The sequence below is a fragment of the Nostoc edaphicum CCNP1411 genome, assembly GCF_014023275.1.
GTDB classification, from domain to species: Bacteria; Cyanobacteriota; Cyanobacteriia; order Cyanobacteriales; family Nostocaceae; genus Nostoc; species Nostoc edaphicum_A.
In genome coordinates this window covers 2638568-2655166 of the sequence record NZ_CP054698.1, presented here as the reverse complement: position 1 = coordinate 2655166, position 16599 = coordinate 2638568, and the positions used below count along the sequence as shown (strand labels likewise).

Here is a 16599-nt window from a genome sequence, read left to right as displayed (position 1 = left end):
ATGCACAGTTTCAATCCCTAATAGGGATTTTGTTGAATTGCAATTCAGGGTGATCGCGGCTCCTCCAGCAATAGGAGAGGCGTTTCAATCCCTAATAGGGATTTTGTTGAATTGCAATTGGGCTGCTTTCAGTATCCGATTTTCTTCTTGTGTTTCAATCCCTAATAGGGATTTTGTTGAATTGCAATATGCCCTTGGCGGATCGAGAGGGATTAGTCGAAGCGCTGTTTCAATCCCTAATAGGGATTTTGTTGAATTGCAATTTTGCAGAATTTGAGATATCTTCAACTGCTTTGATGTTTCAATCCCTAATAGGGATTTTGTTGAATTGCAATAGCTGGCGTCTGAAAGCGCTGCTGTATTTGATTTTCAAGGTGCAGTTACGCGAATGAATGAATCATAACACAGGGAATAGTCATAGCATAAGATGCAAATCGCTGAAAACCAGTCCCCATAAGGTGCGCGGATGTTTTCAGAGTACCATTGCCCTCAAAGTCTTGTATAGATAGAGTGTGCAGCTTTTTTTGCCCCTTCTCATTTTGTACACCTACCCATCCGCGCATTTTGCAAGTAAATTAGTCAGATTGCTGAGAACTAAGCTTACTACTTGATGATTTGGGAATACTGAGATTAGAGGTATATATTGCAAATCCAGTAACCTTTAAAATCATGTTGACACTTTTAAAATATCCTTTGCACTCAATTGGTTTTATTCCCCACGGACATTGTTATCTCTGGCAAACGGGGCTAGTTTGGTTACACATTATTTCTGATGCCACGATCGCACTCGCCTATTATTCTATTCCCTTCCTACTGATCTATTTTATTTCCAAACGCCAAGACGTTCCTTTTAATGGAGTCTTTGTATTATTTGGTGCTTTTATCATTGCTTGCGGAACTGGACACTTGATAGACATTTGGACGCTTTGGCATCCAGATTACTGGGTTGCAGGTAGTCTCAAAGCTTTAACTGCGATTATTTCAATATATACAGCTTTTGCCTTATTTTATCTCATGCCTCAAGCTCTAACATTGCCTAGCCCTGCCCAGTTAGAAGCAATTAATCGAGTGCTCACAAGTGAAATTGTGCAGCGCAAGCGTATAGAGCAAGAACTGCGTAAAGCTGAGGAAGTTGCTCAAAATGCTAGCCAAGCAAAAAGTGAATTTCTTGCCAATATGAGCCATGAATTACGTACACCTCTTAATGGCATTTTGGGTTATACACAAATTCTCCAACGCACAGAATCTTTAAGCGAGAAAGGACGCAAAGGAGTCAGCATTATTTACCAATGTGGCTCTCATCTATTAACCTTGATTAATGATGTCCTGGATCTCTCCAAAATTGAAGCCCGGAAACTGGAATTGAATCGTGTTGGTTTCTACTTTCCTGCTTTTATAGATAGTGTGGTTGAAATTTGCCGTATCCAGGCGGAACAAAAAGTCATTGCATTTCATGTCAACTTAGATCCTGATTTGCCAACAGGCGTTTATGCTGATGAAAAACGCTTGCGACAAGTATTGATTAACTTGCTGAGTAATGCTATTAAATTTACTCATGAAGGTAGCGTTAGCTTCCAGGCTAAGGTTATTAGTCAAGAATTAGACGCCGATGGAAAGATAACAAACTACAAAATTCGTTTTGAGATAGCAGATACCGGCGCGGGTATAACCCCTGAGCAAACTCAGAAAATCTTCCAGCCCTTTGAGCAAGTGGGAAATCAGAAACGACAAAGTGAAGGTACTGGCTTAGGATTAGCCATCAGCCAACAAATTATTTTACTGATGGGTGGTCAAATTCAGGTGCAGAGTGAACTTGGCAAAGGTAGCACTTTCTGGTTTGAGGTGCAATTGCCAGAATCTAAAGATTGGGCAAAGGTTTCCAGAGTGATAGAGCAGGGAACTATTATTGGTTATCAAGGACAAAAACGCACGATTTTGATTGTGGATGACAAATGGGAAAACCGTTCGGTAATTGTAAATTTACTAGAGCCAGTTGGGTTTAGGGTTGTAGAAGCTAGTCATGGTCAGGAAGGATGGGAACAAGCTATAGCTCATAAACCAGACTTGATTATCACTGACCTAGTTATGCCTGTAAGCGATGGATTTAAGTTCATCAAACGTTTACGTTGGTCTAACCAATTTAAAAAGATTGCTGTTATTGCTTCGTCAGCTAGTGTATTTGCAGCCGATCAGTATAAGAGTGTTGATGCTGGTGCAAATATATTTCTACCAAAGCCTATAGAAGCTGAAGCCCTGCTGGAATTATTACGAAAACTTTTACAACTGCAATGGATTTTTGATGGCAAAGCAGACATAATCAAAAAAACTGATGCAGGTGGTATCGATCAGCTAGAGAAGATGATTTCTCCTAGTAATGAGATTTTACAACAGTTACTCGAACTAGCACAAGACGGCGATATTCAACTACTTTTAGAATCAGTTCAACAACTTTCTGCATCTGATGAGCAACTTAGTGCTTTTACTGAGCAAATCATCCAGCTTGCTAGTAATTTCCAACTTAAACGTTTGGAAAGTTTCATTCAACAACATATTAATTAATTAGAATCAAATTTCGCTTTTTAATCCATCATGCTCAAGACCTCAAATACTGGATTTCTTTTGATTGTGGATGATAATCCGACAAATTTATCTGTCCTGTGCGAAGCGCTCAGTATTGAGGGGTTTCGTTTTCGTGTTGCAGTGGATGGAGAAACTGCGATCGCTCTTGCAGAACGTAATCGACCAGAGTTAATTTTGCTGGATGTACAAATGCCTGGGATTGATGGATTTGAAACCTGTCGCCGCCTCAAAGCCAATCCTGTTACTCAAAACATTCCCATTATTTTCACCACAGCCTTAGCAGATACGGAGAGCAAAACCAAGGGATTTTCTCTTGGTGCAGTAGACTATATCCCCAAACCCTTTGCCCAAGAGGAAGTTATTGCAAGAGTGCGTGTGCATTTACAAGTCAAACAACTGACTGAATCTTTAGAAAAACAAGTGAGCGATCGCACCGCTGCTTTGCAACAAATCCAAGTCCAACTAGTGCAGCAAGAGAAACTCTCAACACTAGGAGAATTAATTGCTGGTGTCGCCCATGAAATCAACAATCCTCTCAGTTTTATCACTAGCAATATTCCACCTTTAGAGGAATATTTTGCAGGAATAAGTAAAATTATCCAACTGTATCAACAAGATTATCCCAACCCGACAGCTAAAATTAGCACTGCTATTGATGAATTGGATCTGGAATTTATTCTTGAAGATATCACAAAAATCCTGAACTCACTCAAGCTAGGTAGTGAACGGATTCAAAACCTTTCTACCTCACTACGCAACTTTTACCGCTCGGATAGTGATGAAAAATTACTTGCAGATTTGCACCAAGGACTGGATAGCACATTAATGATTTTGCAGCACCGCCTCAAAGGTAATGGCGATCGTCCTGCTATTGAAGTTATTAAGAGTTATGGAATAATACCAGAGATAAATTGCTATCTCGGTCAGATGAATCAAGTATTTATGAATATTCTAGCTAATGCAATTGATGCTCTTGATGAAGCTCTGATATTAGGTAAAATCAGTGATCAAATTCCTCAAATTCAGATTACTACAGAAGTAGATTCCGAACAATGGATTGTAATTCGGATTGCAGACAATGGTACCGGCATTCCTGAATCTGTGAAACAAAGGCTGTTTGAGCCTTTGTTTACCACAAAACCTGTCGGTAAAGGCACTGGACTCGGCTTATCAATTGCCCATCAAATAGTTTTGGAAAAACACAATGGTACATTGGAAGTGAATTCTCAAATGGGGATGGGAACCGAGTTTACAATTAGAATTCCAATCATAAGTACCCCAGATTAAAAAAACATACTTATTATGATTAATACCAAAGGGCGAATATAATTCGGGACTATACAGACAAAACCCACATGATAATGGTTTCAAGTTCCTGGAGTCTGCGTATCCTTCGCAAAAATTGCAGGTTAGTACTCTGTCAAATTCATTTTGGCGGTTAGAGGATGTTTGAAAAGTCATGATTGATGTATCAAATATTTTTTACCCCACCCTAACCCTCCCCTTGCAAAGGGGCTACCGTGTATACACAAGTCCATCCAGAGCGAGTTTCCAGCCGATAAAGATGGATTCAAATTGTCTTAAACCATGAACAAGGGTAGGCATTCCAGGAGGCCTACCAGAGGTATAACCAGACCATCCACCAAGTCGAGCAATGATCCAAGTAGCCCAGGGCAAACAACCCCGTGGATAAGGATTTTGTAATTTTTTGGTATCGCCTTCAACAGAAGATTGAAGTCCTAATAAGCATTGCTGCTGCTTTTGACAAAAGGTAAGCTCGGCAGAAAGTTGAGTATTATCGCGTCCCTCAACCATTTGTAAGGTTCGCACGGCTACGGACAAAGCAAGGATTGTTAGGCGTTGAATTGCAATACTAGACTCTAACTGAGTCGCTTCGATATTCAATCCAGCTTTTTTGAGAGTGGCAAAAAGTTGTTCAATCTTCCATCGCCATCCGTACCACTTAATGACTCGCAGTGCCTGTTCCAAGCAGACAACAACGTGAGTTGTCAGCAACCGCCAATGAATCGGTTCTTGTCCTGCGGGTGGTTGGACTTCCAGAGCTTCAACAGCAAAAAGGGTAACACTAGGAGGATAGCCAAAAACGCCTAATTTATCGGGGCGTTGAATCTCAACTTGTCCACAACGAAACAATAAGCATTGCTTCTCTTGGCATTCGCTTTCGACGTGAGTCTGCGGGAACGTTAATTATATAAGTACCTTCACAAGGCTGCTGACTTAAGTAGTCGAATAGTGATTCAGACCGCCCTAACAATCGACGATCTTGGCAAGCTCTTATCAGTAAATGATTGTTTTTATTGGGTACAGTTGCAAATTCCTCAAATAAATCCGATTCGCGGTCGCCAATATGAGTTACCATTTTTGCTCCACCCACTTCAAAGCATCGCTTACTACTTTCTGCCGATGCTAACCATTTGTAAGATTCTTTCTCCTCAATTGGTAAATTTTGATAGTCACGAGTTATGTTTATCTGCATGGTTTATAGCTCGGCTCCACAGTTTTACTGTGCTTAACCCCAGTGGAAATCCACTCTCACCATCTAATACCAATGTTGGATGGATATAAAACCCGACATCTGTGTTATTGCCTACTACTCCTAATCCTGGCGGTGACAGCCTACCTGCATGAGACTGCAAGTTAATCTCGCTAGTATCGCTAATCGCTAATACGTGTCGTTTTGCCAGATGAAACTCGCAATCATCCGAAAGGCTACGTACTAGTTCTGATAGTGTTACGTTTTCATTCTCCAAAAACCGATAATAACCCATCTGTTCTGCCCAATTTCGACTTATTTGCCGGATATTTATCGATTGGTGCTTACGAATCGCCTCGTATAATGCTGCCCCCTTTTTATCAGCCTTGGGTCTCCAAATGCCGTTCCTGGTGTCGTCGAAGCGTGAATTAAGATTGGATTATCCATAGTTTTTGCTTCTCAAAAATCCTCTGCACCTACTTTACATCCGACTTGTGTATACACGGTAGTTGCAAAGGGGAGGGAACTAGATTTTCTATTTCCCCCCTTTCCAAGGGGGGATTAAGGGGGGTAATTCGACTTGTGTGTACTACCGTAGCCCTTTATAAGGAGGGATTAAGGGGGGTAATAATTCGATTAAAATTACAACATACGACTTTTCAAACAACCTTTTAGAGAGACGCGATAAATCGCCGTCTCTACAGGGAATTTATCCTTTGATGAATTGCAATATTTTGAACTTAATTATGTTCAAACTCTGATACCAAAGTTTCAATCCCTAATAGGGATTTTGATGAATTGCAATCCTATGGCTTTGACGGCACAAATTTTATTAACACGTTTCAATCCCTAATAGGGATTTTGATGAATTGCAATGTTGTTATGTCGGTTATCTCCATAAGTAAGTGTGCAGTTTCAATCCCTAATAGGGATTTTGATGAATTGCAATGATCAAATCCAGCCACATCATCCCATAGGCTGTTGTTTCAATCCCTAATAGGGATTTTGATGAATTGCAATTTGCGTCACGTTGAGGGATTTGTTTTATAGCGTTTACGTTTCAATCCCTAATAGGGATTTTGATGAATTGCAATCTACTGACGATCTATCTTATTTTGTGAACGTTCCCGTTTCAATCCCTAATAGGGATTTTGATGAATTGCAATATCATTACGCTCGTGAAGCTGGGCAAGATACGCTCGTTTCAATCCCTAATAGGGATTTTGATGAATTGCAATAATATCGGCTTCTAATTCAGCCCATTCCTGAAATTCGTTTCAATCCCTAATAGGGATTTTGATGAATTGCAATACCATTTTACTTTATGATTATTGTGGTAATTGGAATGTTTCAATCCCTAATAGGGATTTTGATGAATTGCAATAATATCAACTTTTCCCGCTTTCCAATCCTGATATTTCTTTGTTTCAATCCCTAATAGGGATTTTGATGAATTGCAATAGAGTTGCGAGAATTGCTTGCTGATGTTCGGTTTGTTTCAATCCCTAATAGGGATTTTGATGAATTGCAATGAGGGATTGATTAATTTTCCCAAAAGATTAAACTGTTTCAATCCCTAATAGGGATTTTGATGAATTGCAATGTCCTTTCATCATGATACAAAGTGTTTTATGCCAGTTTCAATCCCTAATAGGGATTTTGATGAATTGCAATTTTAAATGCTATGGCTGTTTTACAATTCCCAAATATTAGTTTCAATCCCTAATAGGGATTTTGATGAATTGCAATTTTAGGCTCTACAAAGCGTTGGAAGTTTGCAAATGAACCGTTTCAATCCCTAATAGGGATTTTGATGAATTGCAATATCAAAAAAGTAAATTCTTATTCGATCTATATACGTTTCAATCCCTAATAGGGATTTTGATGAATTGCAATTTGAAACTCTTGAACTATCTACTGTTTAGCCTTTTGTTTCAATCCCTAATAGGGATTTTGATGAATTGCAATCTCCCCGTTTGCAACTTAAGACTGTGCGCCGCTTCACTCCTGTTTCAATCCCTAATAGGGATTTTGATGAATTGCAATCAAACATAGAATACACGTATACGCACTACGCTAAAGTTTCAATCCCTAATAGGGATTTTGATGAATTGCAATACGTAAACTTTCTGGATATGCGAAATTCTTCAGTGTTTCAATCCCTAATAGGGATTTTGATGAATTGCAATTCTTATATCTTGTGACACGGACGGAGCCTTCTATTCGTTTCAATCCCTAATAGGGATTTTGATGAATTGCAATCTTAGAAGATTTAGGAATTAAGGTTTATCATCCTGTTTCAATCCCTAATAGGGATTTTGATGAATTGCAATCGCTGGCGTCCGAAAGCCTTGCTGTATTTGGTTTTCAAGGTGCAGTTGCGCGAATGAGTGAATCATAGCACAGGGAATAGTAATAACACAAGATACAAATCGCTGAAAACCAGTTCCCATAAGGTGCGCGGATGGTTTAAAAGTACCATTACCCTCAAAGCCTTGTATAGATGCAACATACAGGCTTTTTTGCCCCATCTCATTTTGTACACCTACCCATCCGCGCATTTGGCAAGGAAATTAGTCTAACTAGCGATCGCTATCACCATTAAAATAAGCGATCGCCTAGCACTTGCAAACCTTAATTGACCAAATCAGGGAATACCTCTTGCACAGCCGGATGCACTAAATGATGATTCCGCACGTTCACACCCTTAGCTAATGCTGGGTTAACTTCCAGTGCCATAATTCCCAAATTTGCCAACTGGACAACATAAGGTAATGTACTATTATTAAGTGCCTGAGTTGCTGTCCAAGGTACTGCTCCTGGCATATTGGGAACGCCATAATGCACCACACCCTCTTCAATGTATACCGGATTAGTGTGGGATGTGGGGTGTAAGGTTTCTATGCAACCACCTTGGTCAACAGCTACATCAACTATTACAGAACCAGGACGCATTTGTTTGACCAATTCCCGGGATACTAATATTGGTGCCCTACGTCCTAACACTAAAACTGCACCGATGAGTAAATCTGCTTCTTTAACGGCGGCTTCAATATGAGCAGAGTTGCTGTAAAGCAATTCGACTCTAGAGCCAAAAAGAGTTTCTAAATAAGATAAACGCTCGACACTCACATCTAAAATCTGGACGATCGCACCCATCCCCACGGCAATTTTAGCTGCTTCTGTGCCGACAACGCCGCCACCTAAAATTACTACTTTTCCTGGTTTGACTCCAGGGACACCGCCCAAAAGTACACCTCTACCACCTTGCTGACGTTCTAGGAATCTGGCCCCAAATTGTACTGCTAGCCGACCGGCAATTATGCTCATGGGGGTGAGCAAGGGTAGTTTGTTAGCACCAGGTTGTTCTACAGTTTCGTAGGCGATCGCAGTTGTGCCACAATCAATTAAATGCTCTGTCAATTTGCGATCGGCTGCTAAATGTAAATAAGTAAATAATATCTGCCCTTTCTGCAAAAATTTATACTCAGATGTCAGCGGCTCTTTAACTTTAACAACCAATTCTCTATTCCAAGCTGTTTCTGATGTCGGGACAATCTCGGCTCCAGCACTTTTGTAGTCGTCATCAGAGAATCCAGCACCATTACCTGCTTGCGTCTCGACGAAGATGCTATGACCATTTTCTCGCAGCACCCGCACGCTAGAAGGACTTAAACCTACACGAAATTCTTGATCCTTATTTTCCTTGGGAACGCCGATTTCCATATATCGCCTCTGATATTTTTTTTGTTTAACTGTAGCCTGCCAATCTCAAGCTTGCTACTTCTGTCTTGCTACTTCAGTATTAGAGATAGCTGTATTAGAGATAGCTAATCTCTGTTCTAAGTTTCTCAATTCAATCTGAGTAGCCCAAACTCTTGCCCTTGACTATTGCCCCAGTATTTATACAATATATAAAGAATAGTAACAATTTATTAAAAGACCGATTGTATAGCTCCCGACTAGGGAGCTTTTGCTGAATTTCTCAAGTCATCTTGGTATTCAAGCACTGCAATCAGCTTTTAAGCTACCAAGCGTAGGGTAAAAGTTAAGGGGAAAAACGAATCTATTCCTTTAACCTTTACCACTTCTCACCACTTTCCCCGACTTCTGCTGCGAAGTCTGATATCATGTCCCGTTTGCCGAAAAAGGTTTCTTAAAAATGACACAAACACAACCAACGATTACACCCAAACTAGAGGAGCCTAAGTTTGGCTTTAACGAATATGCCGAACGCTTGAATGGTCGAGCTGCAATGATTGGCTTCGCTTTGATGTTGGTGATTGAATATGTCACCAATCAAGGGGTGCTATCATGGCTGGGTCTGAAATAGTGCCATCAACAAGCACGATATTGAAGTTGTAAGCTAGTAATTAAAAGAGTTTTAACCAGCTGGAACAACCAGTTGGTTTTGACTTTAACAATTGATAGCCAAGTACTTCACCTTAAATACTTTAATTAGACTTATTTATAAATAATTGACCTAGAATGTAAGCAAGAGAGGAATGGAAATACCTATTAGTGATTGAAATATCATAGACTTGCAACTAATATATGCAAGGTATATGCAAGGCAATTAATGAGTAAACTTCCTCCCCTACTAAAGAAAATCATAATTAATGCCTGCCTTGGATAAGAAAGGCAAATGACGGGTGAGGTATTCTGGGTAAATATACACAAAAGGTGAACTGGAACCAACCAAGCTGTGATGAATGCTGTATTACCTCGTTTTTTGAAGTCAACTTACCGAAAAGAGCCAATAGTCACTGTATTGATGACGATGGGCGTTATGGATGCCCTGATTGGCGGTTTGAATGATAGCTGGTCATTGTTCGCTTTTGGTTTGGGAACAGCAGGGATAGCGCTCGGCTTTAAGTTGTGGCGTGTCCAACAGCGTCGTCCCTTACCAGAGGAACCTGTAGTGCAACATTATTTGCCCTCTCGTTCTTCTAGTCCGCCTTTACCAATGTTAAGCATTTCTAAGAAAAAACCACCTCTTTAGGATATGCAGAGTTATTTAAGTAATAACTCTGCAAAATGTATTGGGGTAACCGTATCTATAAAAGTGAGGAAAAAGAGTGAGTAGTGAGGGAAGAGGTGGGGGTAGTTTTCTGCGTCCGTATATTATCCTGGCATTTATGGCAGCTGTTGCCCTTCCAGTGATTACCTGGGAAGGGTTTTACATTCATCAAGCTCATGCTGCCGTTGAAGTAACGCCAAATTCCCAAGCTACCAGCAGCTTTGGTAATGCCCAACTACTTTACACACTTAGAGGACATAAAGGAACCGTTAAATCCCTCGCTTTTAGTCCAGATAGCAGAATACTTGTGAGTGGAGGTGCAGAAAACGAGGGTATAATTCGCCTCTGGAATTCCGCAAACGGCAAAAAGTTGGCGGATATTAACAAAGCACACAAAACATCTGTAGAATCTTTAGTTATTTCGCCAGATGGTCAAACCCTTGTTAGCTGTAGTAATGACAACACGATTAACCTCTGGAGCCTGAAAAATTTTAAATTTAGCCGCTCTTTTGTCGGACATACCAGTAACGTCTTATCTTTAGCGGTGTCTCCTGATAGTAAAGTTCTCATTAGTGGAGCTTTGGATGGGATTCGTATATGGGATTTGCTACAGCAACGCCCTCTAGGAACTCTAGTACGCTTTGATAATTTGATTTATACCCTAGCTATTAGTCCAGATGGACAGACCTTGGCTAGTGGTGATAATAAGGGTGTAATCAAGCTGTGGAATTTGAGTACTGGTCAATTAGTTAGTGAATTGCCAGCTCATTCTAATGGTGTGAGCGCTGTAATCTTTACACCAGATGGACAAACATTAGTTAGTGCAAGCCGCGATCGCACAGTCAAACTGTGGAATATTAATACTGGAGAAATAGTCCGCACCCTCACAGGACATAATAACTGGGTAAATGCGATCGCCATTAACCCTGATGGAGAAACCCTTGCTAGTGCTGGCAGGGATGGGATTAAATTGTGGAATTTAACTACAGGCGAGTTGGTAAATACACTAAGTGGACATACAGACTGGGTAAGTGCGATCGCTTTTAGTCCAAATGGTAAAATTCTTGCCAGTGGTGGTTTTGATCAACAAATCAAGATTTGGGGGATTCCACCAAAACGTAAATAATCACGATGGTACAAAATAATCGTGAATTAGTGAAGTATATCCCCGACTTCTTAAAGAAGTCGGGGATCTAAATTGTCTTATATTTTGACGAAAAGGGGACTGGAGACTAGGGGATAGGGACTTTCAGCATTTACCCAACTCAGCACTCAGCACTCTTCATCGTGTTTGCTAAACTGTGGTCTTGCATTTTTAGAGTTTTTATAGTAAAAAATCAACCAAAGCTCAGATCAGATTTTGCGAGAACTAGCCAAAAGCAATCATGGTAGTAACCAAGAGCAATGTCTACGACGGGCTACGCCTACCCCAAATGTTCAATAACTGTGAATACTTGATGAAAATACAGCCAAGCTAATATCTTATCCAGCAAATTACTGTAAGTATAAACATAGATAACTTCAAATCATCTATGCAGCTACTTGCCCTCTAGAACGGAACAATTTCTGAACTTAGACAATCTTAGAAATGGTCATCGTCAGTAAATGCACTCAGGTAAAAATTACTATCTTGGCTGAAGCAAAGGTTTGTAGCGTTTAAGCGCTATTTGAAACGTAGGATAACTTGCTACTTAAATGATGTTTAATTTTCCCGAACTGCTTTTGATCCCCATTTCGATAGAATGACTAGGCAGAACCCTAAAACTCAAAACCGCTTTTGACTGCGACGCCCATGAATCAATTGAACAATGGTTTTACGATATTTCTAAGTCTGCTAGTCGAGGCGATGCCTTTTTTGCTTCTTGGGGTTTTATTCTCCAGTTTGCTGCTATTTTTTGTTGATGAGCGCAAACTAGTAGAAAAAATGCCCACAAATCCGCTGCTGGGTGCTTTAGTTGGCAGCATGATCGGCTTTTTATTTCCGGTGTGTGAGTGTGGGAATGTACCGGTAGCGCGGCGGTTCCTAATGCAGGGAGTACCCACACCAGTCGCAATTGGTTTTTTGCTAGCAGCACCAACAATTAACCCAATTGTAATTTGGGCAACTTGGACAGCATTTCGAGATCAGCCAGAAATAGTGGTCTTACGAGTCGTATTTTCCCTAGCAATTGCTACAATTATCGGGTTTGTTTTCAGTTTTCAAAAGGACTTAAATCCCATAGTCCAACCTGCGATCGCTCGTTATATGAAGTTTAATCCACCCGCGCAGCCTGAAACTAAACGCCGTGGTAAGCGTTATCAAGTACAACAGGAAGCACCTGTATCGAATCTCTTGCAATCCGGGACTTATATCTTAGGGGGAAAAGCAGGTATACCTCTGCGGATAGATCCTAGTGTGGTACCGCCTACCTTAATCTCTACCACCAGTAAACCGCTGGGAGATAAACTCCGCTTAGTGGTGGATAATAGCATCCAAGAATTGCGGGAATTGGGCGGAGTGATGATTTTAGGAAGTGCGATCGCTGCGGCCATTCAAGTTCTAGCCCCCCGTGACTTAATCCTCAGTTTAGGTGCTGGGCCTATTAGCTCAATTCTGGTGATGCTGATATTAGCAGTAGTAGTGTCAATTTGTTCTACAGTCGATTCTTTCTTTGCTCTATCTTTTGCCTCAACCTTTAGCAGTGGTTCATTACTGGCATTTCTCGTCTTTGGGCCAATGATTGACATCAAAAGTGTTGGTTTGATGTTATCTATTTTTAAACCCAAAACTATCTTTTACTTATTTGCTGTAGCAGCACAGTTGACATTTCTGTTCACTCTTTTTCTGAATTTACACGTCTTTTAAAAAAACATTTGTCATTTGTCCTTTGTTAATGACCAATGACCAATGACCAATGACTAATGCCTAATGACTAACAAAAATCCCAAATCTAAAATCCTAAATCTGTTACTCCCTTGGCTGGATGCCCTAGCAATTACAGCTTGGGGTGTTTTGATGTTGAGATATTGGCAAACTAACAAGCTTAACCTATTGATTCACCCAAATTTCTTTGGGTTGGTGATTGTGGCTGGTATCGGCTTCATCATTATTGGTTTATTCAAGATGCAGGAACTTTGGAAACGGCGTCGCCGTGATGTGACGCCAAACATGCAGCATATTAGTTTATTTCCCCCTGGTTGGGGCAGTGCTTTCTTGTTGATTACAGTGATTCTAGGTTTTATTATTACACCGCAAGTTTTTGCTAGTGATAAAGCACTCCAAGGGGGTGTGACTACTGATTTATTGGGAAGCACACGTGTTAAACCTCAAGCCTTTCGGGTTACTGTTCGTCCAGAAGAGCGATCGCTCGTAGACTGGGTACGCACCCTCAATGTCTATCCAGAACCAGATGCATATACAGGGCAAAAAGTCAAGGTGCAGGGATTTGTGATCCACCCGCCCGATATAGGAAAAGAATATTTGTTTTTAGCACGATTTGTCTTAACTTGCTGTGCAGCAGATGCTTACCCTGTGGGATTGCCCGTTAAACTACAAAATAATCAAGAGCGTTACTCCCCTGATACCTGGCTAGAAGTTGAAGGACAAATGGTGACAGAAAGTTTGGGAGATAAACGCAAACTTACCATTGCCGCTACCTCTCTCAAAAAGATTCCTCAACCGGAGAATCCTTATAGTTATTAGTCATTAGTCATTAGTCCTTTGTCATTTGTGGATGACTAACGACCAATGCCCAATGCCCAATGCCCAATGCCCAATGCCCAATGCCCAATAATCAATGACTAAATCTAAAGCATTTATTCAACCACTGGATCGGATAGCGATCGCACTAATGCTACTGCTGAGTGTGCTGATTGGGTTACTCGTATTGCAAGGTGATGTGGTAACTGCTCGTGTCCGGGAATTTACCTGGCAAAATCAACAAATTGGGGCAGAAGATAACTCCTTCACCCTCACCTTCAGCCGCCCAATGGAAGTAAAAAGCGTCGAGGAGAACTTAAAAATTGAGCCACCTCTAGCAGGTAAATTCAGTTGGGCAGGGCGGCGGATGGTTTATACGCTAGTGACACCAGCACCTTATGGCACAAATTATAAAGTGCAGTTACAGGGAGCCAAAGATAAGTTTGCCCAGCAAGAAGGCAAAAATCGGGTGATACAGGCCTTTACAGGTAGCTTCCGCACACGCGATCGCGTCATCCTTTACATCGGAACCAATCAAGAAGAACAGGGACGATTAGTTCTTTACAACTTAACCGAAGAGCAAAAAAGGGTACTTACCCCCAAAGATTTGGTAGTAATGGACTTTGAATCGTTTCCTGATGGCGAGAAAATTTTATTTTCTGCTCGCACCAGCAACAATCAAGACTTACTTTCAGCCCAGCTGTACACAGTGACAACAGGCGTTTCTGGTAAATCTGAACAAGAAGTAGAACCAGCAGGTAGAGTTGACCTGATTTTAGATAGTAAAGATTATCAAAATCTCAAATTTGACTTATCACCTGATGGGGAAACTATTGTCATCCAGCGGGGAAACAAAACTAATCCCGGCGACTTTGGACTATGGTTTATGCCAGCAAACAGCGACGGTTCAGCAGAAAAACCCACCCCTAAACGTCTGCAAAGCCAACCTGGGGGAGACTTTATGATCACACCAGATAGTCAAGCCGTAGCAGTTGCTCAAGGACAAGGGGCAGCAATTCTACCACTGCAAGGTGATGCTAGCAAACCCCTAGATTTTCTACCGCAGTTTGGTTTGGTACAGGCTTTCTCCAAAGATGGCTCTCAAGCAGCGATGGTAAAATTTAATACAGATTACACGCGAGATTTGTTTTTAGTGACAAACCAAGGTGTGCAGAAACAACTATTAAAAACTACAGGCTCAATTCTCAGCTGCCAATTTGACATCGCCTCACCCACTCTCTACTGCTTGCTAACACAGCTAGTATCCAAAGAACAATATATAGAACAGCCTTATGTGGTGGCAATTGATCTGAAAAGCGGACAACAAAAACCACTGCTAGTACTGCCTCCTGCTCAACGAAATGTGCAAATGAGTTTATCTGCCGACGGTTTAGGCTTGTTATTTGACCAAGTAGTACCGCAGACAAATCCCCCAACATCATTGCCCCCAAACACTTTGAAAACTGATGATGGAGATGCGATCGATACCAGTAGCCTGTGGTTAATGCCTCTGTTGCCCATCGCTGATGCTGAGACAGTTGAAATTAGACCAGAACAACTCCCCTTTGCTGGATTTCGTCCCCGATGGCTACCCTAAGATGATATTCCGAAAATTTACGTCTATCAAGCTGAATAAAAAATATTCGTTAGTAGTAAGGACTTTAGTCCTAGCTTTGGGGACTGAAGTCCCCACTACAAACTGCTTCTTATGGGTAATTTGGCTGACATCATAATAACGGACGAAATGAGCGATGTTTAGCGACAAACTGCTTTGCGTCTACGCTTCCACGGTCAAACTAACTTTTAATATATTAGGTAATTTTAGATTCCCAACTTTTTAGAGAAGTTAGGAATCTTTTTTATAACAAGCTGACAAATTGTCATTTATCGAAGACTTTTAAACTATCACTTGATAATTTATCCAAGCTTCCCAAAAAATATAGATTGATAGTATTCCTAAGAAAATACGAAGTCCTAAACTCACTGTGGAATCTGGTAGTTTTGGCAATGTGCGAGTACTCATTTGAACGCCTAAAAGACCTCCACATCCCAAAACTATACCTTGAACAAACAGAATATTTCCCTCTAATGTGTGTCCTGTACAGGCAGCTAAAGCAGTGATGACAATTACACCCAAACTAGTTTGAATTGCTACTTTAATGTCTTCTCCTAGTAGCAACATTTGCAGTGGCACCATAATCGTACCGCCACCTAAGCCGAATAAACCTGCTAAAATACCTGCTGCTCCCCCAGTGCCGATTTTAGAAACTAATGGGTTAAATATTGGTGCTGTATTCTCTGTATCTTTAAAGGCCAATTGCTTGCGAAGCTCAATCAAATAGATATTAGCGAGTAGGATGATGCCAAATGTAAAAAGTATTATATAAGATGGAATTTTATTGGCGAAATATACACCTATTCCAGTAGTTAGAAAAGCTGGAATTCCTAAGTAAATTACTCGTTTAAAGTCAAAGTAGCCCATCCACCAATTCTGCAAACTTCCAGAAATTGAAGTAATTACAATAGCAAGACTACTAGTAGCGATCGCCTGAACGGGAGTATAGCCTAGTGTGACTAAAAGAGGAATTGTGACAATACCGCCACCTATTCCTAAAAGTCCAGCTATGACTCCAGATATTAGACCCCCCGTCACTAAAATCAACCAACTATAATCAATCATAAATAGGTCTTTTTCTAGAGAACTGATAGTGCTGAGTGGGCATTGAGCATTGGGCATTGGGCATGGGGCATGGGGCATTGGGCATGGGGTATGGTTATTAATTAACGCGATGTGCGACTTATTCTTGAAACCCCACTTCCATTCCT

Annotated in this window: 10 protein-coding genes, 1 pseudogene and 2 CRISPR repeat arrays (1 of these 13 running past the window's edge); of the genes and pseudogenes, 8 read left to right on the top strand and 3 right to left on the bottom strand. The window is 40.9% G+C overall.

What is annotated here, in order from left to right; genetic code table 11:
* A CRISPR array of direct repeats spans positions 1-335; the repeat unit is 37 nt; unit sequence GTTTCAATCCCTAATAGGGATTTTGTTGAATTGCAAT (it extends 1362 nt beyond the left edge of the window).
* Positions 336-669: 334 nt separating this feature from the next.
* Positions 670-2559, top strand: coding sequence for an ATP-binding protein (locus HUN01_RS13530; RefSeq protein WP_181931710.1), 1890 nt, complete (start codon positions 670-672; stop codon positions 2557-2559).
* 30 nt (positions 2560-2589) lie between these two features.
* Entirely contained in the window at positions 2590-3867 is a 1278-nt protein-coding gene (locus tag HUN01_RS13525; RefSeq protein ID WP_181931709.1) for a sensor histidine kinase, read from the top strand.
* 228 nt (positions 3868-4095) lie between these two features.
* Here HUN01_RS13525 and HUN01_RS13520 read toward each other — a convergent pair.
* A pseudogene (locus HUN01_RS13520) lies at positions 4096-5426 on the bottom strand (IS4 family transposase).
* 416 nt (positions 5427-5842) lie between these two features.
* Positions 5843-7407: direct repeats of the CRISPR family, unit length 37 nt; unit sequence GTTTCAATCCCTAATAGGGATTTTGATGAATTGCAAT.
* 301 nt (positions 7408-7708) lie between these two features.
* Positions 7709-8800 carry an alanine dehydrogenase gene (gene ald, locus HUN01_RS13515; protein WP_181931708.1) on the bottom strand — a complete coding sequence of 364 codons (1092 nt, stop codon included), beginning with the start codon at positions 8798-8800 and terminating at the stop codon, positions 7709-7711.
* Between the two features lie 436 nt (positions 8801-9236).
* On the opposite strand from ald, the gene HUN01_RS13510 reads away from it, so the two are divergent.
* From HUN01_RS13510 to HUN01_RS13485, 6 genes are all read left to right on the top strand, one after another.
* Positions 9237-9407: a chlorophyll a/b-binding protein gene (locus HUN01_RS13510; protein ID WP_012410338.1), complete on the top strand. Its 171-nt coding sequence runs from the start codon at positions 9237-9239 to the stop codon at positions 9405-9407.
* Positions 9408-9782: 375 nt separating this feature from the next.
* Positions 9783-10076, top strand: coding sequence for a hypothetical protein (locus HUN01_RS13505; protein ID WP_181931707.1), 294 nt, complete (start codon positions 9783-9785; stop codon positions 10074-10076).
* Positions 10077-10212: 136 nt separating this feature from the next.
* Entirely contained in the window at positions 10213-11220 is a 1008-nt protein-coding gene (locus tag HUN01_RS13500) for a WD40 repeat domain-containing protein (protein ID WP_181931706.1), read from the top strand.
* Between the two features lie 666 nt (positions 11221-11886).
* Entirely contained in the window at positions 11887-12939 is a 1053-nt protein-coding gene (locus tag HUN01_RS13495) for a permease (protein ID WP_181931705.1), read from the top strand.
* Positions 12940-13002: 63 nt separating this feature from the next.
* Entirely contained in the window at positions 13003-13776 is a 774-nt protein-coding gene (locus tag HUN01_RS13490; protein WP_181931704.1) for a TIGR03943 family putative permease subunit, read from the top strand.
* A gap of 94 nt (positions 13777-13870) precedes the next feature.
* Positions 13871-15370, top strand: coding sequence for an Ig-like domain-containing domain (locus HUN01_RS13485; protein ID WP_181931703.1), 1500 nt, complete (start codon positions 13871-13873; stop codon positions 15368-15370).
* A 300-nt stretch (positions 15371-15670) separates the two neighbouring features.
* Here the strand turns inward: HUN01_RS13485 and HUN01_RS13480 are convergent, their stop codons facing one another.
* Complete coding sequence (locus HUN01_RS13480) at positions 15671-16453, bottom strand: sulfite exporter TauE/SafE family protein (protein ID WP_181932679.1); 783 nt, start codon at positions 16451-16453, stop codon at positions 15671-15673.
* Positions 16454-16599: the final 146 nt, after the last annotated feature.

Bases quoted from the DNA above. Each gene is read 5' to 3' on its own strand.
- HUN01_RS13530 (WP_181931710.1), top strand. From the start codon at position 670: ATGTTGACACTTTTAAAATATCCTTTGCACTCAATTGGTTTTATTCCC.
- HUN01_RS13525 (WP_181931709.1), top strand. From the start codon at position 2,590: ATGCTCAAGACCTCAAATACTGGATTTCTTTTGATTGTGGATGATAAT.
- ald (WP_181931708.1), bottom strand. From the start codon at position 8,800: ATGGAAATCGGCGTTCCCAAGGAAAATAAGGATCAAGAATTTCGTGTA.
- HUN01_RS13510 (WP_012410338.1), top strand. From the start codon at position 9,237: ATGACACAAACACAACCAACGATTACACCCAAACTAGAGGAGCCTAAG.
- HUN01_RS13505 (WP_181931707.1), top strand. From the start codon at position 9,783: ATGAATGCTGTATTACCTCGTTTTTTGAAGTCAACTTACCGAAAAGAG.
- HUN01_RS13500 (WP_181931706.1), top strand. From the start codon at position 10,213: ATGGCAGCTGTTGCCCTTCCAGTGATTACCTGGGAAGGGTTTTACATT.
- HUN01_RS13495 (WP_181931705.1), top strand. From the start codon at position 11,887: ATGAATCAATTGAACAATGGTTTTACGATATTTCTAAGTCTGCTAGTC.
- HUN01_RS13490 (WP_181931704.1), top strand. From the start codon at position 13,003: ATGACTAACAAAAATCCCAAATCTAAAATCCTAAATCTGTTACTCCCT.
- HUN01_RS13485 (WP_181931703.1), top strand. From the start codon at position 13,871: ATGACTAAATCTAAAGCATTTATTCAACCACTGGATCGGATAGCGATC.
- HUN01_RS13480 (WP_181932679.1), bottom strand. From the start codon at position 16,453: ATGATTGATTATAGTTGGTTGATTTTAGTGACGGGGGGTCTAATATCT.